Source organism: Micromonospora sp. NPDC048894, from assembly GCF_040649765.1.
Classification (GTDB): domain Bacteria; phylum Actinomycetota; class Actinomycetes; order Mycobacteriales; family Micromonosporaceae; genus Micromonospora; species Micromonospora antibiotica.
The window spans coordinates 17,682-41,567 of sequence record NZ_JBEZFY010000016.1 but is presented as its reverse complement, the minus strand read 5'-3'; the positions used below and the strand labels follow the sequence as shown (position 1 = coordinate 41,567).

Below are 23,886 nucleotides of genomic sequence, written 5' to 3'. Positions count from 1 at the left end.
TCGTCGGCCACCGCGATCGCGGGGGAGCGGGGATGGTTCAGGCGCGCAGGCTGGCGACTCCGCGCGGCAGGAAACGCTGCCCGGTGACCCGCTCGGAGGTGCCGGTCCGGTCCAGGTACGGGGTGACCCCGCCCAGGTGGAACGGCCAGCCCGCACCGAGGATCATGCACAGGTCGATGTCCTGCGCCTCGGCGACGACACCCTCGTCGAGCATCAGCCGGATCTCCTGCGCCAGCGCGTCGAGCGCGTTCTGCCGGACCTGCTCGCCGCTGAGCGGCTGGTCGCCGACGACGAGCAGCTTGGCCACCTCGTCGTTGATCCGGTCCTCGACGACGATCGGCTGACCCGACTCGGCGATCCGGCGGAGGTTCTCGCTGACGTCGAACCGGTCCGGGTACGCCGCGTGCAGGGTGCCGCCCACGTGGTACGCCACGGCCGGCCCGACCAGCTGGAGCAGGGCGAGCGGACGCATGGGCAGCCCCAGCGGGTCCAGGGCGCTGTCCGCCACGTCGAGCGGGGTGCCCGCGTCGACGGCGGCGAACACGGTGCCCAGGAAACGGGTGAGCAGCCGGTTGACCACGAACGCCGGGGCGTCGGAGACCAGCACCGACGACTTCTTCAACTGCTTGCCCACGGCGAAGGCGGTGGCCAGGGTGGCGTCGTCGGTCCGTTCACCCCGGACGATCTCCAGCAGCGGCAGCACCGCGACCGGGTTGAAGAAGTGGAAGCCGACCACCCGCTGCGGGTGCTCCAGCTCGGCCGCCATCGCGGTGATCGACAGCGACGAGGTGTTGGTGGCGAGCACCGCCTCCGGAGAGACGATCTTCTCCAGCTCGGCCCAGACCTGCTTCTTGACGTCCAGGTCCTCGAAGACGGCCTCGATGACGAAGTCGGCGTCGGCGAAGACGGACTTGTCGACCGAGCCGGAGACCAGGCCGTACAGCTTGGCGGCGGTGCCCTTGTCCATCCGGCCCTTGCTGACGGCCTTCTCGATCTGGGTGTGCACGTAGCCGACGCCCTTGTCGACCCGCGACTGGTCCAGGTCGGTCAGCACGACCGGCACCTGGAGGCGGCGGGCGAACAGCAGCGCGAGCTGGCTGGCCATCAGGCCGGCGCCGACGATGCCGACCTTGGTGACCGGCCGGGCAAGGGCCTTGTCCGGTGCACCGGCCGGCCGCTTGGCCCGCCGCTGCACCAGGTCGAAGGCGTACAGACCGCTGCGCAGTTCCTCGGAGAAGATCAGGTCGGCCAGTGCCTCGTCCTCGGCGGCGGTGCCGGTGGCGAAGTCGGCGTCCTTGGCCGTCTCCAGCAGGTCCAGCGCCTTGTACGCGGCCGGGACCGCGCCGTGCAACCGCTGGTCGAGGGTTTGCCGGGCGAAGTACAGCACACCCGCCCACATGTCCTTGTCGACCTCGGGTCGGGTGACGGTGACCGCGCCCCGGACCACCCCGACGGCCCATTCCAGCGACCGTTCGAGGAAGTCGGCCGGCTCCAGCAGCACGTCCGCGATGCCCATCTCGGCGGCCTGCTTCGGCTTGAGCATCTTGTTCTGCATCAGCGGGTTCTGCAGGATCACCTGGGTGGCGGCGGGGATGCCGATCAGGTTGGGTAGCAGTTGGGTGCCGCCCCAACCGGGGATCAGGCCGAGGGAGACCTCGGGCAGGGCCAACGCCGCCGCGCCGCCGGACAGCGTCCGGTAGTGGCAGTGCAGGGCCAGTTCCAGGCCGCCGCCCATCGCCGCGCCGTTGACGAAGGCGAAGGTCGGCACCGCGCTGTCCTTGAGCCGGGCGAAGACCCGGTGGCCGAGCCGGCCGATCTCCAGCGCCTGCTCCCGGTCCGCCAAGGCCGGCAGGCTGGTGATGTCCGCGCCGACGCAGAAGATGTACGGCTTGCCGGTGACCGCGATGAACGCCGGGTCGGCGGCCAGCGCGGCGCTGATCGCCTCGTCGAGGCTGGCCAGTCCGGCCGGGCCGAAGGTGTTCGGCTTGGTGTGGTCGAGACCGTTGTCCAGGGTGATCAGGGCGGCCGGCCGGTCCAGCCCCGGCACGGTCACCTGACGCAGCAGCGCCCGGGTGACGACCTCGTTCGGTGCGCTGAGGCTCATTTGTCTGCACCTTCCCAGTTCGGGTTCTCCCAGATGACCGTGCCGCCCATGCCGATGCCGATGCACATCGCGGTGACGCCGTAGCGAACCTCGGGGTGCTCGGCGAAATGCCGGGCGAGCTGCGTCATCAGCCGTACGCCGGAGGAGGCGAGCGGGTGGCCGATGGCGATCGCGCCGCCCCATGGGTTGACCCGGGGATCGTCGTCGGCGATGCCGAAGTGGTCGAGGAAGGCGAGCACCTGCACGGCGAACGCCTCGTTCAGTTCGAACAGGCCGATGTCGTCGATGGTCAGGCCGGCGATGCGCAGCGCCTTCTCGGTCGACGGGATTGGGCCGACGCCCATCACCTCGGGCTCGACGCCGACGTAGCCGTACGACACCAGCCGCATGGCGACCGGCAGGCCCAGCTCACGGGCGGTGGCCTCGTCGGCGAGCAGGCTGGCGGTGGCGCCGTCGTTGAGGCCGGCCGCGTTGCCGGCGGTGACCTTGCCGTGCGGGCGGAACGGGGTCTTCAGGGTGGCCAGTTTCGCAAGCGAGGTCTCCCGGGGCGCCTCGTCGGCGGTGGCCAGGCCCCAGCCGCCGTCGGCGTCGCGGATCGCGACCGGCACCAGGTCGTCGGAGAGCTTGCCGTCGGCGTACGCCTTGGCGGTCTTGAGCTGCGAGGCGAGCGCGAACGTGTCGGTGCGCTCCTTGGTGATGTGCGGGACCCGGTCGTGCAGGTTCTCGGCGGTGGCCCCCATCACCAGGGCGGACGGGTCGACCAGCTTCTCGGCGATGATCCGCGGGTTGGGGTCGACGCCCTCGCCCATCGGGTGCCGGCCCATGTGCTCGACGCCACCGGCGATGGCGATGTCGTAGGCGCCCATCGCGATGCCACCGGCTACGGCGGTCACGGCGGTCATCGCGCCGGCGCACATCCGGTCGACGGAGAAGCCGGGGACGGTCTTGGGTAGGCCGGACAGCAGGGCGGCGGTGCGGCCGATGGTGAGGCCCTGGTCACCGATCTGGGTGGTGGCGGCGACGGCCACCTCCTCGACCCGCTCCGGGGGCAGCTGCGGGTTGCGGCGCAGCAGTTCGCGGATGCAGCGGATCACCAGGTCGTCGGCGCGGGTGTTGGCGTACATGCCACCCGCCTTGCCGAACGGGGTGCGGACACCGTCGACAAAGACGACATCCCGAACTTCTCGGGGCACTTGGAGCCTCCTCTTCGACCACGATCCGGCGTCGTGCCGCCGGACGGCGGCACGCGCCGAACGAGGGTCGGCCGGCACTGGCGTTTGCCCCGAATGCTACTAGCCAGTAACCATGGGCGTCACCACCCCGGGTGTGGCCCACCCCACACCCCGACCGGTCGGTCAGGGGGTGGGCAGGAGGGCCTCGGCGAGCGCGGGGAGCAGGAGGTCGAGCTGCCACTGCCGGGCACCGTAACCACGCAGGGTCTCCGTGACGGTGTCCACCGTGATCTCGCCGGGCGGCTGCCAGGCCAGCCGGCGGACCGAGTCGGGGGTGATCAGGTTCTCCGGCGGGAGCCGGTGCTCACCGGCGACCCGTACCACCAGCTCCCGGCACCGGGCCAGCCGGCCGGCGGCCACCGGGTCCCGCTCCGCCCACCGGTGCGGCGGGGGTGGCCCCTCCACCGTCGGGGTGACCGGCAGCGCGTCCTCCGCCAGCTGACGGGCCTCGTCGAGGGCGACCAGCCAGGTGCGGGCCAGCCGGCGTACCGACCGGCCCCCGAAGCCGGGCAGGGTCAGCAGGGTCTTCTCGTCCTTCGGGTCCAGCTCGGCGGCGGCGATGATCGCCGAGTCGGGCAGCACCCGACCGGGCGCGGCGTCGCGTCGGACGGCGATCTGGTCCCGGGCGTACCACAGGGCCCGGACCCGGGCCTGCGCCCGCGACCCGCGCACCCGGTGGATGCCGGAGGTCCGCCGCCACGGCTCCGCCCGCACCCGGGGCGGCCGGGTGGCCCAGGTGATCAGCGCGGCGAACTCCTCCGCCGCCCACGGCGACTTGCCCTGCGCGTGCAGCTCGGCGTCCAGCGCGTCGCGCAGGTCGACGAGCATCTCGACGTCCAGCGCGGCGTACGTCAGCCACGACTCGGGCAGCGGCCGGGTGGACCAGTCCGCCGCCGAGTGGTGCTTCTCCAGCGTGTAGCCGAGCAGCTGCTCGGTCAGCGCGGCCAGGCCGACCCGTTCGAAACCGGCCAGCCGGGCGGCCAGTTCGGTGTCGAACAGCCGGCGCGGACGCAACCCCACCTCGGCCAGGCAGGCGAGGTCCTGGCTGGCGGCGTGCAGCACCCACTCGGTGTCACCGATGGCCTCGTCGAGGGTGGACAGGTCGGGCAGCGGCAGCGGGTCGATCAGCGTGGTGCCGGCACCCTCGCGGCGCAGCTGCACCAGGTAGGCCCGCTGGCTGTAGCGGTAGCCGGAGGCGCGTTCGGCGTCCAGGGCCACCGGGCCGGTGCCCGCCGCGAAGCGGGCCACGACCTCGTCCAGCTCAGCCGGGGTCGCCACCGGTTGGGGGGTGCCGTCGCGGGGTGCGGTCAGCGGAACGGGCCCGCCGGTGGGCTGCTCGGTGCCCGGGTCCGCCGGCTCCGCGACGGCCGGGGGCGGAACGTCTGCCGTGCGGCTTTCGGCGGCCCGACGGCGCAGGGGTGGTTCGTCGGTCACCTGACAACCCTAGTGCGCCCGGCGATGTGGTGTGCGCAGCCGGTCCGGTGTGTGTCGTCCCGGTGTCCGGCAGAGGTCCGGACGGTACGGACACCGACCTCGCGCCGGGGACGTTCCCGGCCGCCCGGGACGTCCCTGTCGTGTCCAGGACATCTACTTGCGGCTCGGGCGTGTCGCGCGGTCCTACGGTCAGGCCGCGCCGGCCGGCCGGCGCTCGGAGAGCGCGGTGACCCCGGGCGGCGGCAACCCCGCGGTGGAGGCGAGCAGGGCGCACCAGGCCGACAGATGCGCGGCGAGGTCCTCACCCAGCGGCGTCCAGGACGCCCGGATCTCGACGTCCCCGGCGGCGGGCGGGCCGGCCAGCTCGCCGAACCGGGTCGAGACGGTCTGGGTGACCGTGCCGCCGGCCGCCCGGTGCCGCGCCTCGTGCGCCTCCAGGGCGTCGGTGAGCCAGGTCCAGCCCACCCCCGGCAGCAGCGGATCGGCCGCCAGGTCCACCTCCAGCTCGGCGGTCACGTAGGTGACCAGCCGCAGGGTGCCCTGCCAGGCGTCGTGCCCGGCCGGGTCGTGCAGCAGGATCAACCGGCCGTCGGCCACCTCGTCGTCGTCGCGCAGCACGGTGGCGGAGAGGGCGAACGCGTACGGCGCGAGCCGCTGCGGCGCACCGACCTCCTCCAGGACGATCTCCGCCCGGGGCGTGACCGACCGCAGGCCGGCGACCGCGCGGGCGAACGTCTCCGGGAGCGCGATCGGGGGGGCCATGACCGGAGCTTATGCCGACGCGCCGCCGCCCGCTGGGACGGCACGCCGAAGCAGCCACCGACGGCGGTGTCCCGTCGCCGACCGGGGCGTCCGGGGGTCAGCCGGCACCGTCGGCCGGGGGCGGGCCGGGCCCCGGATCACCGCCGCCGGGCCCGACCGGGGGCGCGGGTCACAAAAGGCGGCGCTGCCCGCCGCGTCCCCACGGGTGCGTGGCACGATTGCCCCGATGACCACCGACACCACGGGCACCGCCGCCCGAGACGGAGAATCCCGCCGCAGCGGGCCGGCCGACTCGCCCTTCGTCCGGGCCTGCCGCCGGGAGCCCGTCGGGCACACCCCGGTCTGGTTCATGCGCCAGGCCGGCCGGTCCCTGCCGGAATACCGGAAGATCCGGGCCAACGTGGGGATGCTCGACTCCTGCCGCCGGCCGGACCTGGTCGCCGAGATCACCCTCCAGCCGGTCCGCCGGCACGGCGTCGACGCGGCCATCCTGTTCAGCGACATCGTCGTCCCGGTCGCCGCGGCCGGCGTGGACCTGGACATCGTCGCCGGCACCGGGCCGGTGGTGGCCGAGCCGGTCCGCACCGCCGCCGACGTCGAGCGGGTCCGCCGCATCGACCGGGCCGACGTGTCCTACGTGGACGAAGCCGTCCGGCTGCTCGTCGCCGAGCTGGGCGACACCCCGCTGATCGGCTTCGCGGGCGCCCCGTTCACCCTGGCCAGCTACCTGGTCGAGGGCGGGCCGTCGCGTACCCACGCCAAAACCAAGGCGATGATGTACGGCCAGCCCGAGCTGTGGCACGCGCTCTGCGCCCGGCTCGCCGAGGTCACCCTGGCGTTCCTGCGGGTGCAGGTCGACGCCGGGGTCTCCGCCGTGCAGCTCTTCGACTCCTGGGCCGGCGCGCTGTCGGAGGCCGACTACCGCCGCTTCGTCCTGCCGCACTCCACCACCGTGCTGTCCGGCCTGGCCGACGCGGGGGTCCCCCGGATCCACTTCGGGGTGGGCACCGCCGAACTGCTCGGCGCGATGGGGGAGGCCGGGGCCGACGTGGTCGGCGTCGACTGGCGTACCCCGCTGGACGTGGCGACCCACCGGATCGGTCCGGAGCGCGCCGTGCAGGGCAACCTCGACCCGACCGTGCTGTTCGCCCCCTGGCCGGTGATCGAGGCCGAGGTGCGGCGGATCGTCGAGCAGGGCCGGGCCGCCCCCGGCCACGTGTTCAACCTCGGTCACGGCGTGTTGCCGGAGACCGACCCCGAGGTGCTGACCCGGGTGGTCGCGCTGGTGCACGAGGTGTCCGCGCGCCGGGCCGAGCAGGGCTGACCCGTGGGCGCGCGACCGTGGCGGGTGGCGGTGGTCGGTGGCGGCATCACCGGCCTGGCCGCCGCGCTGCGGCTGCGCGACCGCGCCCCCGCCGACACCGAGATCACCGTGTACGAGCAGTCCGGCGCGCTCGGTGGCAAGCTGCGCACCGGTGAGCTGGCCGGCCGCCCGGTGGAGTTCGGCGCGGAGTCGTTCCTGATGCGGGACCCGGCCGGGGGCGAGTCCGCAGCGGTGGCCCTGGCCCGCCGGCTCGGCCTGGCCGGGCGGATCGTGCACCCCACCGTCGGGCAGGCGGCGCTCGTCGTCGACGGCGGGCTGCGCCCGATCCCGGGCGGCACGCTGGTCGGCGTACCCGGGGATCTGGCGGCGGTGGTGGCGGTCGCCGAGCCCACGGCGGCCGCCGACCGCGACGGCGGCCGGCCGCTGCTCGACGCGGACCAGGACGTCTCGGTCGGCGCGCTGGTCCGGGCCCGGTTCGGTGCGCAGGTGGTGCAGCGGCTGGTCGACCCGATGCTCGGCGGCGTCTACGCCGGTCGGGCCGACGACCTGTCCCTGGTCACCACCATGCCGGCGCTGGCCCGCGCGGCGCGGGTGGAACACACCCTGGTCGGGGCGGTCCGGGCCGCGCAGGCCGCCGCGCCCCGCGCGCCCGGTGCGCCGGTCTTCGGCACCCTGGACGGCGGACTGAGCACCCTGGTCGAGGCGGCGGCCACGGCCAGCGGGGCGACGATCCGCCGGCACGCTGCGGTCCGTGAGCTGACCCCGGTCGGCGACGGCTGGCGGCTCACCGTCGGCCCGACCCGCGACCCGGAACTGGTCGAGGCGGACGCGGTGCTGCTCACCGTCCCGGCCCGGCCGGCCGCCCGGCTGCTCGCCGGGTTCGCCGAGGCGCAGGCGGCGACCGTCGGCGGGCTGAACTACGCCAGCGTCGCGCTGGTCACCCTGGCCCTGCCCCGGCCGGCGCTGCCCCCGCTCTCCGGCTTCCTGGTGCCGGCCACCGAAGGGCTGTTGATCAAGGCGTCGACGTTCTTCACCACCAAGTGGGGGCACCTGGCCGCGCCGGACGGGTTGGCCCTGGTCCGCGCCTCCGTCGGCCGGTACGGCGAGGAGACCTCCCTCCAGCTCACCGACGACGACCTGCTCGCCACCGTGCACCGGGAGCTGACCCGGGTGCTCGGGGTGGCGTTGCCCGCGCCGGTCGCCGGTCACGTGCAGCGCTGGGGTGGCGCGCTGCCCCAGTACCCGCCCGGCCACACCGGGCGGGTGGCCGCCGTCCGGGCGGCGCTGCGCGCGTCGCACCCCACCCTGGCGCTGGCCGGGGCGGGTTTCGACGGGGTCGGCATCCCGGTCTGCGTGCGCTCCGGCGAGGACGCGGCCGGGGAGATCATCGAAGCACTGGAAGGATCGGGGCCATGACCGAGCAGACGACCGAGCAGACCAACGCGGCCCGACTCAAGGAACTCAACGCCACCGTCCGTTACACCATGTGGTCGGTCTACCGGGCCACCGGCACGCTGCCGGCGCTGCGGGAGAACGTCACCGGTGAGGTGGAGTCCCTCTTCGAGGAGCTGGCCGGCAAGGACGTGGTGGTCCGGGGCATGTACGACGTGGCCGGGCTGCGCGCCGACGCGGACGTGATGATCTGGTGGCACTCGTCGTCCAGCGACGCCCTCCAGGACGCCTACCTGCGGCTGCGTCGGACCACCCTGGGGCGGGCGTTGACCCCGGTGTGGTCGCAGTTGGCGCTGCACCGGCCGGCGGAGTTCAACAAGAGCCACATCCCGGCGTTCCTCGCCGACGAGGCGCCCCGCCCCTACCTGTGCGTCTACCCGTTCGTCCGGTCCTACGAGTGGTACCTGCTGCCGGACGCCGAGCGGCGGGAGTTGCTGGCCGAGCACGGCAAGATGGCGCGCGGCTACCCGGACGTACGGGCCAACACGGTGGCGTCGTTCGCCCTCGGTGACTACGAGTGGATGCTCGCCTTCGAGGCCGACGAGCTGCACCGGATCGTCGACCTGATGCGCGACCTGCGGGCCTCCGGGGCCCGTCGGCACGTCCGCGAGGAGGTCCCGTTCTACACCGGCCGCCGTCGCTCCGTCGCCGACATCGTCAACTGCCTGGTCTGACACCTGCCCTGCCCTGCCCGGTCGGTCGGGTCGCGGTGCCCCGGCGGTCATGATCGTGCCCGATCATGGAAATAGTGGCCTCCCGCCGCGGGAGGCCACTATTTCCTTGTTGTTGCGTGTGCTGTGCTGTGCCGACCGGTCAGACGGTCGCGGTGCAGACCGGGGTGGGGCTGGCGCCGCTGCCGGAGGCGAGGAAGCCGAAGGTGGTCTTCCCCCCGGCGGCCAACGCGCCGTTGTAGTTGACGTTGCGGGCCGTCACCGTCGAACCGCTGCTGGCCAACGTGGCGTTCCACGCCTGGCTGACCTGCTGGCCCCCGGAGTACGTCCAGTTCACCGTCCAACCCTTGATCGCCGAGGACCCGGCGGTCACGTCCACCTCACCCTGGAACCCGCCGTTCCAGGTGGAGGTCACCCGGTAGGTGGCGGTGCAGCCACCGGTCGCCGGCGGCGGGGTGGTCGGCGGGGCCGTGGTGGGCGGCGGCGTGGTCGGCGGGGCCGTGGTGGGCGGCGGGGTGGTCGGCGGCGCGGTGGTGGGCGGCGGGGTGGTCGGGTTGTTGCCGCCACCGAAGTCGACGTCACTGCACAGGTAGTACGACTGGTCCAGGTGGCTGGCCTGCCACACGGTGTAGACGATGTGCCGGCCGGTACGGCCGGCCGCGTTCACCGGGATCTGGATCGACACGCCACCGGTGTCCTTGTCCCACTGGGAGGCCGGCGTGTTGCCGATCTGCCCGGCCAGCTCCAGGTTGCTCCAGCCCAGTGGCGTGGTCAACGCGTTGAAGCCCTGCTTGGTCACGTACACCCGGATGTAGTCGGCCCCGTGGCTGGCCTGGTCGAAGAACTTCAGCCGGAAGCTGTTCGCGACCGACGTGGTCTTCCAGGCGCCGACGGTGTCCAGGGCGTTGTAGCGGCCGTTCTGGGTGCGTCCGCCGCTGCACAGCTGGCCGTTCGGGATGGCACCCTGGTGGTTGCCGGCGACACCCTCCCGGAACAGGCCGTTCCAGTTCCACATGGCCTGCGGGTCGGCCTGCCAGGCCTGCCAGCACATCGGGTCCTCGGTGGCCATTCTCGGGTTCTGGAACTCGGCGCCCCAGCGCTCCCAGCAGCTGTAGGAGCGGAACCCGGGGTTCACCACCGCGCCGTGCGCGGAAGCCGAGTTGGCCAGGGCGGTGGTGAGCAACAGCGCGATGATCGCGCCGATGGTGAGCAGCGACCCCGCGAGCGCGGTGGGTCGTCTGCGTAGGACGGTGGACATGGAGCCTCCGAGGTGAAGGGGTCGGTCGAACGACGCCCGGACGGCCGGGAGTTGCCCCTCCCATGCCTGCTGTGCGGCTCCCACGACGGCTCTATCCCGCAGGCTTGCACAGGAAAGCGGAATCCGTCAATGTTTCGGACGGCTCGACCAGGCGGCACCCCGGGTGGGCCGGTCAGCTCTCCCGCCGCATCGGCAGGTGCGGGATGCCGTCCTCGACGTACTGCGGTCCGGTCACCGTGAAGCCGTGCCCGGCGTAGAACCCCGCCAGGTGGGCCTGCGCCTCCAGCACGCACGGCCGGTCACCGACCAGCCGCAGGGCCTCGGTCATCAGCCGGCCGGCGAGCCCGCCGCCCCGGGCCGCCGGGTCCACCACCACCCGACCGATCCGCGTCACGTCACCCGGGTCGACCAGCATCCGCAGATACGCCAGGGCGACGCCGTCGTGGGCCAGCCAGAGGTGCCGGGTGCCGGGTTCGACGTCGCGACCGTCCAGCTCCGGGTACGGGCAGCGCTGCTCCACCACGAACACGTCGATGCGCAGCCGCAGCAGGTCGTGGAAGGTGCGCGCGTCCAACTCGGCGAACGTGGCGACGTGGACGTCGACGGTCTGAGGGGCCATTCCGCGATGCTAGGCGACCCCGCCCGCCGGCCCGGCACGCCCCGTGACGTCGGGGCCGGGTCAGGCCGGGCGGGCACCGACCGCGTCGCGGATCTCGGCGCCCAGGGCCTCCACCGCGCGGGCGCAGTGCGCGCAGCAGAAGAACCGGCCGCCGACCTCCACGCCGTGCCCGATGATCTTCACCTGGCAGTGCTCGCAGATCGGCGCGAGCTTGTGTGCCGCGCACTCGAAGCTGTCGAAGGTGTGCACGTCACCGCTGACCGTACGCACCTCGAACGCCATCCAGTAGTCGTTGCCGCAGACCTCGCAGGTAGCCATCTGTCGTACCCCCCGAATCGGACATCTGCCCCAAGCGTGCCTCGCGGAAACGCCTAAAGGAGGCAAATGCCCTGAATTCGGTCGGGTTGGACGGCGTGTCGGGGTCAGCTCTGCGTCGGCTCCAGCCGGATCGAGACCGAGTTCACGCAGTGCCGGGTGTCCTTCGGGGTGAAACCCTCGCCGTGGAAGACGTGCCCCAGGTGGCTGTCGCAGCGGGCACAGCGGATCTCGGTGCGGACCATGCCGAGGCTGCGGTCCTGGATCTCCTTGACCCGGCCCGGGATGGCGTCGTCGAAGCTCGGCCAGCCGCAGTGCGAATCGAACTTGGTGTCACTGGAGAACAACTCCAGCCCGCAGGCCCGGCAGTGGTAGACGCCTGCGGTCTTGGTGTCGACGTACTCGCCCGTGAAGGGGCGCTCGGTGCCGGCCTCGCGCAACACCCGGAACTCCTCCGGGGTCAACCGGACCCGCCACTCGTCCTCGGTGCGGGGCAGCTCTTTCTCGTCAGGACTCACCGGTCAACCGTACGTCGGATGTCGGGGGCATCGCATATGGTCGCGCCATGGCGGGCAGCGCGAAGGCGACCGAGGTCGAGGTGGCCGGGCACACCGTCCGGCTGAGCAGTCCGGATCGGGTGATCTTCCCGGGGCGTGGGTTCACCAAGGCCGACGTCTTCCACTACTACGTCGCGGTGGGCGACGGCATCATGCGCGCCCTGCGGGACCGGCCGACCACCCTGCAACGCTTCCCCGACGGGGTCGAGGGGGAGGCGTTCTACTCCAAGCGGGTGCCCACCCGGGGGGTGCCGCCGTGGGTGCAGACCGTCGGGATCACCTTTCCCAGCGGGCGCGGGGCCGACGAGTTGCGCCCCACCGACCTCGCCCACGTCGCCTGGGCCGCGCAGATGGGCACCGTGGTGTTCCACCCCTGGCCGGTCCGGGCCGCCGCCGTCGACCACCCCGACGAGCTGCGGGTGGATCTCGACCCGCAGCCCGGCACCGACTTCGCCGACGCGGCCACTGCCGCCGCCGAGCTGCGCGGCATTCTCGGCGAGTTGGGCATCACCGGCTGGCCGAAGACCTCCGGCGGTCGAGGGCTGCACGTCTACCTGCGCATCGCCCCGCGTTGGACGTTCACCGAGGTCCGCCGGGCCACCATCGCGCTGGCCCGGGAGCTGGAACGGCGTCGTCCCGACCTCGTCACCACCGCCTGGTGGAAGGAGGAGCGCGGGCACCGGGTCTTCGTCGACTACAACCAGATGGCCCGGGACCGCACCATCGCCTGCGCGTACTCGCTGCGGGCCAACGCGCGGGCCACCGTCTCGACCCCGGTCACCTGGGACGAGTTGCCCGACATCGACCCGGACGACTTCGACCTGAAAACGGTGCCGGTCCGGTTGGCCGAGCGGGGCGACCCGCACGCGGGCATCGACGACGACCCGGTCGACATCACGCCCCTGCTCGACTGGGCCGAGCGGGACGCCGGGCACGGACTGGGCGACCTGCCCTACCCGCCCGACCATCCGAAGATGCCGGGCGAACCGAAACGGGTGCAGCCGAGCCGGGCGAAGCGCCCGGCCGACGACACCGCCGAGTCAAAGCCGCCGACCCCCGCCGACGGAAATCGGAATGCCGGCGGCGACGGTGGGTACGGGCTGTCCGCCGGTAATCCGAAATCAGTTGCGCAGCATGCCACTCCCACGCGTGAAAATGGCATTCCTCCGCACTCTTTCCGGTACTGATGATTGCGCTCGGCTGGTCGTCGCGCCTACGGTCGAATATGAAAGGTAGGATGCGCGGAAGTCGGCTGCACTCGTGTGAACAGGGATTATGCCCTCGCTGTGGAGTGTCCGGTCGGCTGCTGCCCGGCGGCGACAGTCGATTCGCCGGTCAGCGGCTCCGATTCATCCGACCGGACGCGGGCACCGGACAGGGGAATCACCATGGCGGCCACGACGAGAAGAACGCAGCGGATCGGTGGGACGCCGCACCGGCATTCCGTGATCCTGGAATACCTCAAGATCTTGCCGGCCGTGCTCACCGGGGTGGCGGCGGTCCTCGTCGCCCTCACCGGACTACTGACCCTGCTCGTCAGATAGTCTCCGGCAGGCGGTCGGCCGGGCGGTCCGTAGCCGGTTCCGGTTCCGGGGTCGCGGCCCCGGGTCGACGCCCGTCGCCCGACCGGGACGTGTTCGCGGCCCCGGCTCGACGCCCGTCGCCCGGCCGGGACGTGTTCGCGGCCCGGGTGGACGGTCGGGCCGTCCAGGCGAGGAAACGGTCGAACAGTTCCGCCGGGGACGGGGCCGGGTGCGGATTGAGTCGCACCAGATCGGCGGTGGCCTCGAACAACTGGCTGGCCATGTAGATCGACAGTGCCACCCGGTCCCGCCGGTACTCCCGGGTCAGGAGCAGGCGGGCGGGTTGGCACGGCCAGGGTGCGGCGCACGTGCGGCACCGCCACAGCGGGCGCATCGGCGGATGCCCGCCCACGGGCCGCCGCTGCCGATCATGAACAGGCGAAACGTTCTTTGGCATACCCGATACAGTGACCGGGCTCTTGACCCGAGTCAAGAGTCCGGGGCAACTGTTTAGCGTCCGCCGTATGGAGCTGGTGGGTGCGCACGAGATCCGCGTGATGCTGGGCGGCATCAGCAAGCAGCGGGTCTACGTGATCACCAGTCACCGGAACTTCCCTGATCCGGTGGCCGACCTGATGCAGGGCAAGGTGTGGCGGAAGGTCGACGTCGAGGCGTGGATCCGCGAGCACCGGCCGGAGCTGACCAAGGACTGACTAGGCTCGGGCCGATGACCAGCCACATCCGCCGGGCCACCGCCCTCGACCTGCCCCGCGCCGCACGTACGCTCGCCGCCGCCTTCCACGACTACCCGTGGACGCGATGGTCGATCCCGGCCGACGACCACCCGCGTCGACTCGAAGAGCTACAGGCCCTCTACCTGGGCCACGCCCTCGCGCACGGCCTGGTCCTCGTCACTGACGACGCTCAGGCGGTCGCCGCGTTCCTGCCGGGCGACGCGCCCGCGCCGGGGGAGGGCCTCCAGGCGCGGATCGCGGAGCTGCACGGTGACCGGCTGGCGGCGCTCATGGCCGTCGAGCTGCCGGCGCGGCCACCCGGCGCGTGGGAATTCGCGACGTTGGGCGTCCACCCGGAGCGGCGCGGCATCGGTCTCGGCTCCGCCGTCGCCGCCGCGGGGGTGACCCTCATCGACGAGTCCGGCGACCCGAACGGCATCGCGCTGGAAACCTCCGACGAGCGCAACGTCCGCCGCTACGAACGTCTCGGCTTCACGGTCACGGCGCGCACCACGATCGAGGGCGGCCCCCTGGTCTGCTCCATGTACCGACCGGCCCGGCGGACGCCGGTCCAGGGCTGACCCTGGCCGGGTCGGGAGGCGTCCCGGCCGGCCCAGTCGGCTCAGCGTCCGGCGGCGATCGCCTCGACCGCCTCCTTGGCGGTGCGCAGGTCCGTCCCGGTCGCCTCCCGGTAAGCCTTGATCGCCTTGATCTTCTCGCCCCGGGCCAGGTGCTCCCGCACCCCGGGCAGAGCCGGGCCCCGGTCCACGATGCCCAGATGCTCCATGATCAGCCGCTGGCGACGCTCGATCTCCACCAGCCGAAACGAGCCGTCGCCCCGGCCGTCCCGGCGGGGGAGCTGCAACAGCAGCGCCAGCACGAGGGCGGTGCTCGACAGGATGAGGGCGATTTCCATGCCGCCGATCCCACCAGATCGACGCCGAACGGCCAACCCCGGCCCGGCCGCACGGTGACCGGAGTAACGATCAAGTAACGGGTGCGAACCTTTACCGCCGGGTCGCCACTCTTGCTCTCCGTCGGCCCGACCCCGGGCCCCCGGGGAGGCAACGGATGAAGCTGGTGTGGAGGCGGGCCCGCGAGGCGCGGGGGCTGCTGCTCGCGGCGGTGGCCGCCGCACTGGTCGCGATCGCACTGGTCACCGGGCTGGCCGACTACAACCGGCGGGCCGTCGACGCCGGTCAACGCGCGCTGATCGCCGCCGCCCCCGTCGAGGAACGCAGCCTGCTGGTCAGCGGCTCCGGCGGGCGCGACCACACCGAGTTCACCAGCCGGGACCGGGCCGTGCGGGACGGCTTCCGGACCGCCCTCGGGGACGTCCCGGTGCGGGTCGCCGCCGCCCGCTACGGCACGGGGCGGGAACTCACCGGCGACCTCGGGCCGGGCACCCGTACCGGCAAGGAACCGGTCTTCGCCAGCCTGGCCACCCTGGACGACCTGGTCGACCACGCCGACCTCGTCGACGGCGGCTGGCCCACCCCCGGGGCCGGCCCGCTCCAGGCCACCCTGCCGGAGAAGGTCGCCGGTGCGCTGGGACTGCGGACCGGCGACCGGGTGCCGATGCGCGACCGCAGCACCGACCGGCGTACCGAGGTGGTGCTCTCCGGGACCTGGCGACCGCGCGACCCGGCCGACCCGTACTGGCGGCTCGCCCCCGGGCTCGGCGTCGACCCGGACGCCGACGCCACGCACGGGCCGTTCGTGCTCGACCCGGCCGACTTCGCCGCCACCTTCCCGGGCTCGGTCTCCGCATCCTGGGTGGTCGCGCCCGACCTGGCCGCCGTCGGGGCGGACCGGTTGCCGGCGCTGCGTCGGGCCGTCGCCACCGCCGCGACGGAGGTGCCCGAGGCGGCCGGGCTCGGCTCGTCGGCACAGGCGGTCACCACCCTCGACCGGCTGATCGACCGGATCAGCCGGGCCGACCTGGCCGGTCGCTCCGCGCTGGCCACCCCCCTGCTGCTGATCGTGGTCCTCGGCGGGTACGCGCTGGTGCTGATCGCCGCCCTGCTGAACGAGGACCGCCGGGCGCAGACCGCCCTGCTACGGGCCCGGGGCGCGGCCCGCCGGCAGCTCGCCGGCCTGGCCGCCCGGGAGGCGACCCTGGTGGTCGTCCCGGCGGCCCTGCTCGGGCCGCTGCTCGCCGGTGGGGTGCTGCGCCGGGTCGCCGCCGACGGCCCGGTCGACCTGGGCGGCGCCGTCGGCGGCGGCCGGTGGGTGTGGGTGGCGGCCGTCGCCACCGCCGTCGGTTGTCTCGTCGCCATGGTCGCCCCCACCCTGCGGGGCGCGGGCACCTACGTGGCCGACCTGGCCGCCCGGTCCCGCCCCGACCGGGTCGCCACGGTCAGCCGGGCCGGGCTCGACCTGGCCCTGGTGGCCTTCGCCGTGCTGGCCTGGGTGCAGCTGCGCCGCTACTCCTCACCCCTGGCCGGCGCGGGCAACGACCTCGGCGTCGACCCGCTGCTGGTGGCCGCGCCGACCCTGGGGGTGCTGGCCGGTGCGGTGGTGGCGTTGCGGCTGCTCCCCCCGGCCACCCGGTTCGCCGAACGGTTCGTCGACCGGCGGCTGTGGACCGCGACCATCTTCGGCATGTGGCAGGCCGGCCGGCGTCCGCACGCCGGACCGGTGCTGCTGCTCGCCCTCGCCGTCGGCGGCAGCACCCTGGCCTGGTCGCTGGTCGCCACCGGGGAACGGTCCCAGGTCGACCAGGCCGACCACACCGTCGGCGCGGACCTGCGGCTGGTCGAGCGGAGCGGGGTCGCCCCCGTCGACCGGGTCGCGACGCTCGCCGCCCTGCCCGGGGTCGACCGGGCGTTGCCGGTCTGGCGGGACGACATCCGGGTCGGCCGCGACGACCGGCAGGCCACCGTGCTGGGCCTGGACACCGCACACGCCGCCGAGGTGGGCAAGTTCAGCGACCGACTCGCCGACCGGCCCGCGCGGGAGCTGTTCGCACCGCTGACCGCCGCCCGGGGACCGGCCCTCGGGGTGCCGCTGCCGGCCGACGCCCGCAGCCTCACCGGCACCGTCCAGACCCCCGTCGACCAAGCCGTCGTTCCGCACCGGATCGCCGTGTCGGTGCTGCTCACCCGGGCCGACGGGGTGGCGTACCGGCTGCCCGTGGCGCGCACCGGCAGCGACGGGCAGGCCGTCGGGTTCCGCGTCACCCTGCCGGCCGTGGACGGGCTACGACTGGCCGGATTCGAGGCCGACGGCGGGGACGTGGCCGGCACCGAATACGCGCTCCAGGTGCGTGACCTGCGTACCGTCGGCCCGGACGCCCGGTCGACCGCCGTCGCCCTCACCGGCCGGTGGCGGGTGGCCGCCGCAGAGCCCACCGGGCAGAGCAGCGCCAGGGTCGTCGACGCCGGGCTGACCGCCACCCACCCCGTCGGGTTCCTCGACGGCGGCCGGTACGCCTACCAGCCGTCGTCCCGCTTCACGGTGGTGCCGGACGGCCCGGACACCCCCGCACCGGCGCTGATGACCCCCGCCGTGCGGGCCGCGCTCAACGTCCGGCCCGGGGAGACGGTCGTGCTGACACTGTCCGGGGTCTCCCTGCCGGTGCGCCTGGTCGGGGAGGTGACCGCGCTGCCCGCCACCGCCGGTGACGGGGTGCTGCTCGACCTGCCGGCGGCCACCGACTGGCTGATCCGCAACTCCGGGACCGTCCGGACGGTGCCCGAGTGGTGGTTACGGGTCGACCCCGCCGCGCACGCCGAGGCGACCCGGGCCGCCGCCGCCCTGCCCGGGACGACGCTGCTGGACCGCCGGCAGGCCGCCGCCGTGGCCGCCGACGACCCGTACTGGCAGGGTGCCCGGACGGGGTTGCTGGCCGCCGCCCTCGGTTCGGTGCTGCTCGCCCTCGTCGGTCTGGTGGTGGACGTCTGGGCCACCGCCCGACACCGGACCGGTGAGTTCGCGGTGCTGCACACCCTCGGCGCGTCGCCCCGGCTGCTGGCCCGGGCGCTGCTCGCCGAGCAGACCTTCCTGGCCGGGATCGGCGTCGGTGTCGGGCTGCTGCTCGGCGCGGTGGTCGGGGCCACCATGGCGCCGCTGGTGGTGCTCACCCCGGCCGCCGGGCGTCCGGTGCCCGCACCGGTGTTCGCCCTGGCCTGGACCCCGATCGGGTGGACCGTGGCGGGGTTGCTGCTGGCCGCGCTGGCCGGCAGCGCGGCGATGGCCGCCGGGCTGCGGCGGCGGGTCGCCATCGCCCGGCTGCACACCGGGGGAGACCGGTGAGGGCGTCGACGACCGGACCGTCGCACCAGGGGGAGGACCAGCGATGAACATCGGTGCCGTGATCCGTCGGGTGCGCGCCCACAGCGGGCAGTTCCTGCTGCTGGCCGCGCTGACCCTGGTGATCGCCCTGCTCGTCGGCGGGGTGCCCCGGGTGGTCAACCGGCTGGCCGACCAGGGCCTGCGGGAACACCTCGCCGCTGAGCCCGCCGCCCGCCGCGACCTGACGTACGCCACCCGCCCCGGCGTCGACGCCCCGTCGGTGAGCAGCCAGGCGGTCGAGCTGGACACGCTCCAGCAGCGGATGCCCGCCGACGTACGGGCCGCCGTGGCGCAGCGGTGGTATGCCGCGCAGACCCCCGAGGACCGGGTCACCGGCCCCGACCTGGCCCGGGGCAACTACCTGGTGCACCTCGGCCTGCGGGCCATGCCCGGGGTCGAGACGGCGGGCACCCTGGTCGAGGGACGCTGGCCGGACGGGACGGCCGCCGCCGACGCCCCGGTGCAGGTGGCCCTGGCCGCCGACATCGCCGGCCGGTTCGGGCTACGGGTCGGCAGCCGGCTCACCCTCGCCCCGCCCGACGAGGAACACCCGCCGACCCCGCTGACCGTGGTCGGGTTGTTCCGGCCCGTCGACCCCGCCGACGGCAACTGGGACACCCTGCCCTCGGTGCTGGAGGTGGCCGAGCCGGAGGGGGACGGCCAACCGTTCATCCTGGTCGGGCTGGTCTCCGTCGCCGCGCTGGACCGGCTGGCCGTCGAGGACCATCCGGTGTCGTTCACCTGGCGGTACCGGCTCGGCGCCGACGGCATGGACGTCCGGCGCATCGACCACCTCGTCGACGGGGTGCAGCGGCTGGTGCGGGCCAGCACCGGCACCGGCAAGGAGCTGACCCAGGGGGTCGACGTCCCGCTGCGCGAGTTCGGGCGGGCGGTCACCTCGGCCCGTACCCTGCTCGCCGTCATCGCCGCCGGGGTGTTGGCGACACTCGCCGGGCTGGTGGTGCTGGCCGCCGCGTCGACCGTGCGCCGACGCCGCACCGAGTTCGCGCTGATCCGGGCCCGGGGTGGCGGGGTCACCACCGGCGTGCGGCGCAGCCTCGCCGAGTCGCTGCTGGTCGTACCGCCGGCCGCCGGGTTGGGCTGGCTGCTCGGCGGCCTGCTGCCCGGTGCGCCCGGCGACACCGGCCCGCTCGCCGTCGGCGCGACCGCCCTGGTCACCCTGGCCCTGCCGGTGGCGACGCTGGCCGTACCGTCCGGGGTGGTCGGGCGGCGGGACCTGGGCCGGCTACGGCCGTCCGCGCGGCGGGCCACCACCGAGGCCGCCCTGGTGCTGCTGGCCGGGGTGGCGGTGGTGCTGCTGCGGCGGCGCGGGCTCACCCCCGGCACGGTGGACCCGCTGCTGGTGTCGGTGCCGGCGCTGGTCGCGGTCGCCGCGTCGGTGCTGGCGCTGCGGCTCTACCCGTGGCCGGTGCGGCTGGCCGGGCGGCTCGCCGCGCGTACCCGGGGAAGTGTCGCCTTCCTGGGCACGGCCCGCGCCGGCCGGGCGGCGGCGGCCACCCCGCTGGTCGTGGTGGTGCTCGCGGTCGCCACCGCCGCCTTCTGCGCGGTGATCGCCACCGGCATCGAGGACACCCGCGACGACGTCGCCACCCGGGCGGTGCCGGCGGACGCGCTGATCCGAGGCGACCGGCTCGCCCCGGACACCGGCCCGGCACTGGAACGCCTGGCCGGGGTGCGGGCCGCCACCGCGCTGGCCGACGAGTCGGCGCAACGCCTGGCGACCGACGCCGACGGCACCGACGCCCGGCTGCGCGACACCAGCGTGCTGCTGGTCGACGGCCCCGGGCTGGCTCGCACGGCACGGGCCGCCGGCCGGGACGTCCGGGTGCCCGGCCCGCTGCGCGACGCCCGGCCGGGCGGCGGACCGCTGCCGGCGGTGGTCTCCCCGGCGGTCGCCGCCGACCTGGCCGACGCCGGGCTGCGGTCCGCCTTCATCACCGTGCAGGGCCAGCGGTACGAGTTCACGCCCGTCGACACCGTCGTCGACTTCCCGCTGGCCCGACCCAACACCAGCCGGTACGTGGTGCTGCCCTGGCAGGCGCTGCCCCCGCGGGACAGCCCGCCCGTTCCCACCGCGTTCCTGGTCGCCGGTGACCGGCTCGACGCCGGGGTGCTGCGGCAGGTCGGGGACGAGGGACAGCAGCGCTACCAGACCGGCGGCGCGGTGACCGGCCGGGAACGACCCCGGGGCGTGGTGGTGCAGACCTGGTCGCAGACCCGGCTGCGGCTGGGCGGCGGTGGCGCGAACGGGCTGCTGGCGTTCGGGTTCGTCGCCGGGGCGGTGGCCGGTGGGGTGCTGGCCCTGCTCGCCGTCGCCTTCACCGTCCTCGCCGGGGCCCGCGCCCGGGGTGAGGTGCTGTCCCGGCTGCGCACCCTGGGGCTGTCCCGCCGGCAGTGGCGGGGGCTGCTGCTGGTGGAGCTGGCCCCGCTGGTGGGGGTGGCGGTGCTGACCGGAGCGCTGGTCGGGGTGCTGCTGCCGGTGCTGCTCACCCCGCTGCTCGGGCTCGCCGCGTTCACCAACGGCACACCGGTACGGGTGGGTTTCGCGCCCGGTCTGGTCGCCGCCACGGTCGGGCTCGGCGCGGTCGCGCTGGGCTTCGCCATGGCGGTGGAGGCTTTGAACAACCGTCGGATGCGCCTCGGCGAGGTGCTCCGGCTCGGAGAGGAGAGCTGAGATGACCACGACCGCCCAGAACCCCGTCGTACCCGACCTGGCGGACCTGCAACGCCGGGCGGCGCAGCGGGCGGCCGAACGGGCCGGCGGGCAGGACCGGCTGCGCGGGCACATCGTCTGCGACGGCCTAGTCCGGATCTTCAAGACCGAAGGGGTCGAGGTGGTCGCCCTCCAGGGGCTCGACCTGGTGATCGACCGGGGTGAGCTGGTGGCGATCGTCGGGGCCTCCGGCTCGGGCAAGTCGACCCTGCTCAACATCCTCTCCGGGCTGGACACGCCGACGGCGGGGATCGCCCGGGTGGCCGACTACGACCTGCTGGCGCTGTCGGCCCGCCGCCGGTTGCGCTACCGGCGGCACACCGTCGGGTTCGTCTGGCAGCAGACCGGCCGCAACCTGCTGCCGTACCTGACCGCCCGGGAGAACGTGGAGCTGCCGATGCGGCTGGCCCGGCGTGGCGGTGGTGGCCGGGCCCGCCGACGACGGGCCGACGAGCTGCTGGACCTGGTCGGGGTGGGCTACTGCGCGGACCGGCGTCCCGGGCAGCTCAGCGGTGGTGAGCAGCAGCGCTGCGCGGTGGCGGTGGCGGTCGCCAACGACCCGGAGGTGCTCTTCGCCGACGAACCGACCGGGGAGCTGGACGAGGCGACCGGCGCGGAGGTCTTCGCGGCGCTGCGCACCATCAACGCCGAACTGGGGGTGACCGTGGTGGTGGTCACCCACGACCACGCCGTCGCCGACCAGGTCCGCCGCACCGTCGCGATCCGCGACGGCCGGACCGCCTCCGAGGTACGCCGGACCGCGCGGATCGGCGCCGACGGCAGCACCGAACTGGTCAGCGAGGAGTACGCGGTGCTGGACCGGACCGGCCGGATGCAGCTCCCGGCGCCCTTCGTGGCGGCCCTGGCGTTGCGGGACCGGGTCCGCCTCGATCTCGCCCCCGACCACGTGCAAGTCCGCCCCGGCGACCAGACGCCGGACCAGAACGGGAGTGACGCATGAGCGAGCAGGTTCCCGCCGTCCGGGCCGACACGACGGTCGTCCGGGCCGCCGACGCGGTCACCGACGAGGTGGTCCGGGTCGAGGGGGTGAGCCGGACGTTCGGCCGGGGACGGCACGCCGTGCACGCCGTCCGTGAGGTCTCCTTCACCGCCGCCCGGGGTGAGCTGGTGGCGGTGCGGGGCCGCTCCGGCGCGGGCAAGACCACCCTGCTGAACCTGGTCGGCGGGCTGGACCGACCGGACACCGGCCGGGTCCGGGTAGCCGGGCACGACGTCACCGGTGCCGGCGAGGCCGAGCTGCTGCGGCTGCGCCGGGGCACGGTCGGGTTCGTGTTCCAGACCTTCGGGCTGGTGCCGATCCTGTCGGCGGCGGAGAACGTCGGGGTGCCGCTGCGGCTGGCCCGGGTCCCGGCGGCGGAGCGTGAGCAGCGGGTGGCGGTGCTGCTGGAACTGGTCGGCCTGGGTGGCCACGCCGGTCAGCGCCCGTACGAGCTGTCCGGTGGGCAGCAGCAGCGGGTCGCCGTGGCCCGCGCCCTGGCCAACGAACCCGACCTGCTGATCGCCGACGAGCCGACCGGTCAGCTCGACTCCGAGACCGGCCGGGCGATCATGGACCTGCTCCGCGCGGTGGTGCACGCGCGGGGGATGACCGCCCTGGTCGCCACCCACGACCCGGCTCTGATCGAGGTGGCCGACCGGGCGCTGACCCTGCGCGACGGCCGCCTGGTCGACGACTGACCGGCAGAGAGTGGGTCAGACCGGCCGGGTGACCCGCTCCCACATCCTCACGGTCAGAGGGGGAGTTTCATGCCCTCGTGGCTGGCGACGAAGCCGAGGCGCTGATAGAAGCGGTGCGCGTCGGTGCGGGACTTGTCGGTGGTGAGCTGCACCAACCCGCAGCCCCGCCGTCGAGCCTCGTCGATCGCCCAGGTCATCATCGCCTGGCCCACCCCGTGCCCGCGCAGGTCGGAGCGGACCCGGACCGCCTCCACGAGCGCCCGTTCCGCGCCGTGCCGGCCCAGCCCCGGAATGTAGGTGAGCTGGAAGCAGCCGACGACCTCCCCGGCGCGTTCGGCCACCAGCTGCTGGTTGCGTGGGTCGGCGGTGATGGCGGCGAACGCCCGCTCGTACGCCTCGTCCACCCCGGTGTGCTCGCGTGTCCGGCCGAGCACGTCGTCGGCGAGCAGGGCCAGGATGGCGGGCAGGTCGTCCCGGACCGCCTCGCGGAGGATCACGTCGGTCATGACCGGCAGCCTGTCACAGCACCCCGCCCGGTCGCCGGGCACAGGTGGGTGTCCCGGCCTGCGGTCGGTCGTCGGACGCCCGGCGGGCGGCGGTGGCGTCCGGGAGGCAGCATGGTGCGGCATGAAGCTGTTGTTGCCGTTCCGGTGGGTCTACCGGGGCCTGGTGTACTTCGCCAACTCGCCCCGGACGCTGATCACGTCGTACCTGCTGATGATCGTGGTGGCCGGGGTGATCTACGGCCAGGTGGAGCACCGCAGCGCCGCCGACGCCGTGTGGTGGGCGGTGGTCACCGCCTCCACCGTCGGCTACGGCGACATCTCCCCGACCAGCTGGCAGGGACGCGTCCTGGCCGCGCTGCTGATCTCCACCATGGTGCTGCTGGTCATTCCCCTGATCACCGCGCACTTCGCCAGCCGGCTCATCGTCGACGACGACGCCTTCGAGCACGTCGAGCAGGAGGAGCTGAAGAACGACGTGCGCCGGATGCGGGCGCTGCTGGAGGAGTTGGCCGCCCGGCAGGGCATCGAGCTGCCGGAGCTGCCACCGCCGCCGGCCCCACCGGACCACGCGACCCTGGTCAGGCAGCGGCTGCGCGGACGCCGCAACCGCCGCTGACCACCGGCAGCGACCCCGAAACCCGGTCGGAGCAGCGACCGTGACGTGGTG

At 74.1% G+C, this 23,886-nt stretch carries 22 protein-coding genes and 1 pseudogene; 12 read left to right on the top strand and 11 right to left on the bottom strand.

Annotated elements, in window-relative coordinates; all coding sequences use genetic code 11:
• Nucleotides 1-37 precede the first annotated feature (37 nt).
• From AB0C22_RS26695 to AB0C22_RS26680, 4 genes are all read right to left on the bottom strand, one after another.
• On the bottom strand, nucleotides 38-2,104 hold the full coding sequence (locus tag AB0C22_RS26695) for a 3-hydroxyacyl-CoA dehydrogenase NAD-binding domain-containing protein (protein WP_357537739.1): 2,067 nt from the start codon (nucleotides 2,102-2,104) through the stop codon (nucleotides 38-40).
• Nucleotides 2,101-3,297, bottom strand: a complete 1,197-nt coding sequence (locus AB0C22_RS26690; RefSeq protein WP_357537737.1) for a thiolase family protein — start codon at nucleotides 3,295-3,297, stop codon at nucleotides 2,101-2,103. The genes AB0C22_RS26695 and AB0C22_RS26690 overlap by 4 nt, the downstream gene beginning before the upstream one ends.
• A gap of 162 nt (nucleotides 3,298-3,459) precedes the next feature.
• On the bottom strand, nucleotides 3,460-4,770 hold the full coding sequence (locus AB0C22_RS26685) for a ribonuclease D (protein WP_219468713.1): 1,311 nt from the start codon (nucleotides 4,768-4,770) through the stop codon (nucleotides 3,460-3,462).
• Between the two features lie 189 nt (nucleotides 4,771-4,959).
• On the bottom strand, nucleotides 4,960-5,532 hold the full coding sequence (locus AB0C22_RS26680; protein ID WP_208569517.1) for a DUF3000 domain-containing protein: 573 nt from the start codon (nucleotides 5,530-5,532) through the stop codon (nucleotides 4,960-4,962).
• 226 nt (nucleotides 5,533-5,758) lie between these two features.
• Between AB0C22_RS26680 and hemE the strand changes: the two genes are divergently transcribed.
• The 3 genes from hemE to hemQ are packed head-to-tail and all read left to right on the top strand — an operon-like array spanning nucleotide 5,759 to nucleotide 8,982.
• Nucleotides 5,759-6,856, top strand: a complete 1,098-nt coding sequence (hemE, locus tag AB0C22_RS26675) for a uroporphyrinogen decarboxylase (RefSeq protein ID WP_219468717.1) — start codon at nucleotides 5,759-5,761, stop codon at nucleotides 6,854-6,856.
• 3 nt (nucleotides 6,857-6,859) lie between these two features.
• The gene (hemG, locus tag AB0C22_RS26670) at nucleotides 6,860-8,272 is read left to right on the top strand and encodes a protoporphyrinogen oxidase (RefSeq protein WP_357537734.1); all 1,413 of its coding nucleotides are present in this window, start codon (nucleotides 6,860-6,862) and stop codon (nucleotides 8,270-8,272) included.
• Nucleotides 8,269-8,982 (top strand): hydrogen peroxide-dependent heme synthase, encoded by a 714-nt coding sequence (gene hemQ / locus AB0C22_RS26665; RefSeq protein WP_208569514.1) that lies wholly within the window; start codon nucleotides 8,269-8,271, stop codon nucleotides 8,980-8,982. Before hemG ends, hemQ begins: the two co-directional genes overlap by 4 nt.
• Before the next feature lie 139 nt (nucleotides 8,983-9,121).
• On the opposite strand, the gene AB0C22_RS26660 is transcribed toward hemQ, so the two are convergent.
• The 4 genes from AB0C22_RS26660 to msrB form a co-directional block, all read right to left on the bottom strand.
• Nucleotides 9,122-10,237 (bottom strand): lytic polysaccharide monooxygenase, encoded by a 1,116-nt coding sequence (locus AB0C22_RS26660; RefSeq protein WP_357537732.1) that lies wholly within the window; start codon nucleotides 10,235-10,237, stop codon nucleotides 9,122-9,124.
• A 172-nt stretch (nucleotides 10,238-10,409) separates the two neighbouring features.
• Nucleotides 10,410-10,856 (bottom strand): GNAT family N-acetyltransferase, encoded by a 447-nt coding sequence (locus AB0C22_RS26655; protein ID WP_357537730.1) that lies wholly within the window; start codon nucleotides 10,854-10,856, stop codon nucleotides 10,410-10,412.
• Between the two features lie 60 nt (nucleotides 10,857-10,916).
• The gene (locus AB0C22_RS26650) at nucleotides 10,917-11,174 is read right to left on the bottom strand and encodes a Prokaryotic metallothionein (protein ID WP_088645482.1); all 258 of its coding nucleotides are present in this window, start codon (nucleotides 11,172-11,174) and stop codon (nucleotides 10,917-10,919) included.
• 104 nt (nucleotides 11,175-11,278) lie between these two features.
• Nucleotides 11,279-11,689 carry a peptide-methionine (R)-S-oxide reductase MsrB gene (msrB, locus tag AB0C22_RS26645; RefSeq protein ID WP_219468733.1) on the bottom strand — a complete coding sequence of 137 codons (411 nt, stop codon included), beginning with the start codon at nucleotides 11,687-11,689 and terminating at the stop codon, nucleotides 11,279-11,281.
• A gap of 47 nt (nucleotides 11,690-11,736) precedes the next feature.
• On the opposite strand from msrB, the pseudogene ligD reads away from it, so the two are divergent.
• Both ligD and AB0C22_RS26635 read left to right on the top strand, forming a co-directional pair.
• Nucleotides 11,737-12,750, top strand: a pseudogene (ligD, locus tag AB0C22_RS26640) (non-homologous end-joining DNA ligase); the annotation flags it as partial.
• A gap of 366 nt (nucleotides 12,751-13,116) precedes the next feature.
• Nucleotides 13,117-13,272: a hypothetical protein gene (locus AB0C22_RS26635; RefSeq protein WP_219468737.1), complete on the top strand. Its 156-nt coding sequence runs from the start codon at nucleotides 13,117-13,119 to the stop codon at nucleotides 13,270-13,272.
• Here AB0C22_RS26635 and AB0C22_RS26630 read toward each other — a convergent pair.
• On the bottom strand, nucleotides 13,265-13,552 hold the full coding sequence (locus AB0C22_RS26630) for a hypothetical protein (RefSeq protein WP_357537728.1): 288 nt from the start codon (nucleotides 13,550-13,552) through the stop codon (nucleotides 13,265-13,267). The genes AB0C22_RS26635 and AB0C22_RS26630 overlap by 8 nt on opposite strands.
• A 223-nt stretch (nucleotides 13,553-13,775) precedes the next feature.
• Between AB0C22_RS26630 and AB0C22_RS26625 the strand changes: the two genes are divergently transcribed.
• Both AB0C22_RS26625 and AB0C22_RS26620 read left to right on the top strand, forming a co-directional pair.
• Entirely contained in the window at nucleotides 13,776-13,964 is a 189-nt protein-coding gene (locus AB0C22_RS26625; protein ID WP_357021853.1) for a hypothetical protein, read from the top strand.
• A 14-nt stretch (nucleotides 13,965-13,978) separates the two neighbouring features.
• Nucleotides 13,979-14,566, top strand: a complete 588-nt coding sequence (locus AB0C22_RS26620; RefSeq protein ID WP_219468741.1) for a GNAT family N-acetyltransferase — start codon at nucleotides 13,979-13,981, stop codon at nucleotides 14,564-14,566.
• A gap of 41 nt (nucleotides 14,567-14,607) precedes the next feature.
• Here the strand turns inward: AB0C22_RS26620 and AB0C22_RS26615 are convergent, their stop codons facing one another.
• On the bottom strand, nucleotides 14,608-14,901 hold the full coding sequence (locus tag AB0C22_RS26615) for a hypothetical protein (RefSeq protein ID WP_208569506.1): 294 nt from the start codon (nucleotides 14,899-14,901) through the stop codon (nucleotides 14,608-14,610).
• 155 nt (nucleotides 14,902-15,056) lie between these two features.
• Here AB0C22_RS26615 and AB0C22_RS26610 point away from each other — a divergent pair, with 155 nt between their 5' ends.
• Genes AB0C22_RS26610 through AB0C22_RS26595 form a run of 4 tightly spaced genes read left to right on the top strand, consistent with a single transcriptional unit; the run spans nucleotide 15,057 to nucleotide 22,713 of the window.
• Nucleotides 15,057-18,242 carry an ABC transporter permease gene (locus AB0C22_RS26610; protein WP_357537725.1) on the top strand — a complete coding sequence of 1,062 codons (3,186 nt, stop codon included), beginning with the start codon at nucleotides 15,057-15,059 and terminating at the stop codon, nucleotides 18,240-18,242.
• Nucleotides 18,243-18,285: 43 nt separating this feature from the next.
• Complete coding sequence (locus tag AB0C22_RS26605) at nucleotides 18,286-20,976, top strand: FtsX-like permease family protein (protein WP_219468747.1); 2,691 nt, start codon at nucleotides 18,286-18,288, stop codon at nucleotides 20,974-20,976.
• Between the two features lies 1 nt (nucleotide 20,977).
• Nucleotides 20,978-21,976 (top strand): ABC transporter ATP-binding protein, encoded by a 999-nt coding sequence (locus AB0C22_RS26600; protein ID WP_208569503.1) that lies wholly within the window; start codon nucleotides 20,978-20,980, stop codon nucleotides 21,974-21,976.
• A complete protein-coding gene (locus tag AB0C22_RS26595) occupies nucleotides 21,973-22,713 on the top strand; it encodes an ABC transporter ATP-binding protein (protein WP_357537723.1) in 741 nt (246 codons plus the stop codon). Before AB0C22_RS26600 ends, AB0C22_RS26595 begins: the two co-directional genes overlap by 4 nt.
• A 53-nt stretch (nucleotides 22,714-22,766) precedes the next feature.
• On the opposite strand, the gene AB0C22_RS26590 is transcribed toward AB0C22_RS26595, so the two are convergent.
• On the bottom strand, nucleotides 22,767-23,219 hold the full coding sequence (locus AB0C22_RS26590) for a GNAT family N-acetyltransferase (protein ID WP_219468750.1): 453 nt from the start codon (nucleotides 23,217-23,219) through the stop codon (nucleotides 22,767-22,769).
• Nucleotides 23,220-23,340: 121 nt separating this feature from the next.
• Here AB0C22_RS26590 and AB0C22_RS26585 point away from each other — a divergent pair, with 121 nt between their 5' ends.
• Nucleotides 23,341-23,835 (top strand): potassium channel family protein, encoded by a 495-nt coding sequence (locus AB0C22_RS26585; RefSeq protein ID WP_219468753.1) that lies wholly within the window; start codon nucleotides 23,341-23,343, stop codon nucleotides 23,833-23,835.
• Nucleotides 23,836-23,886 lie beyond the last annotated feature (51 nt).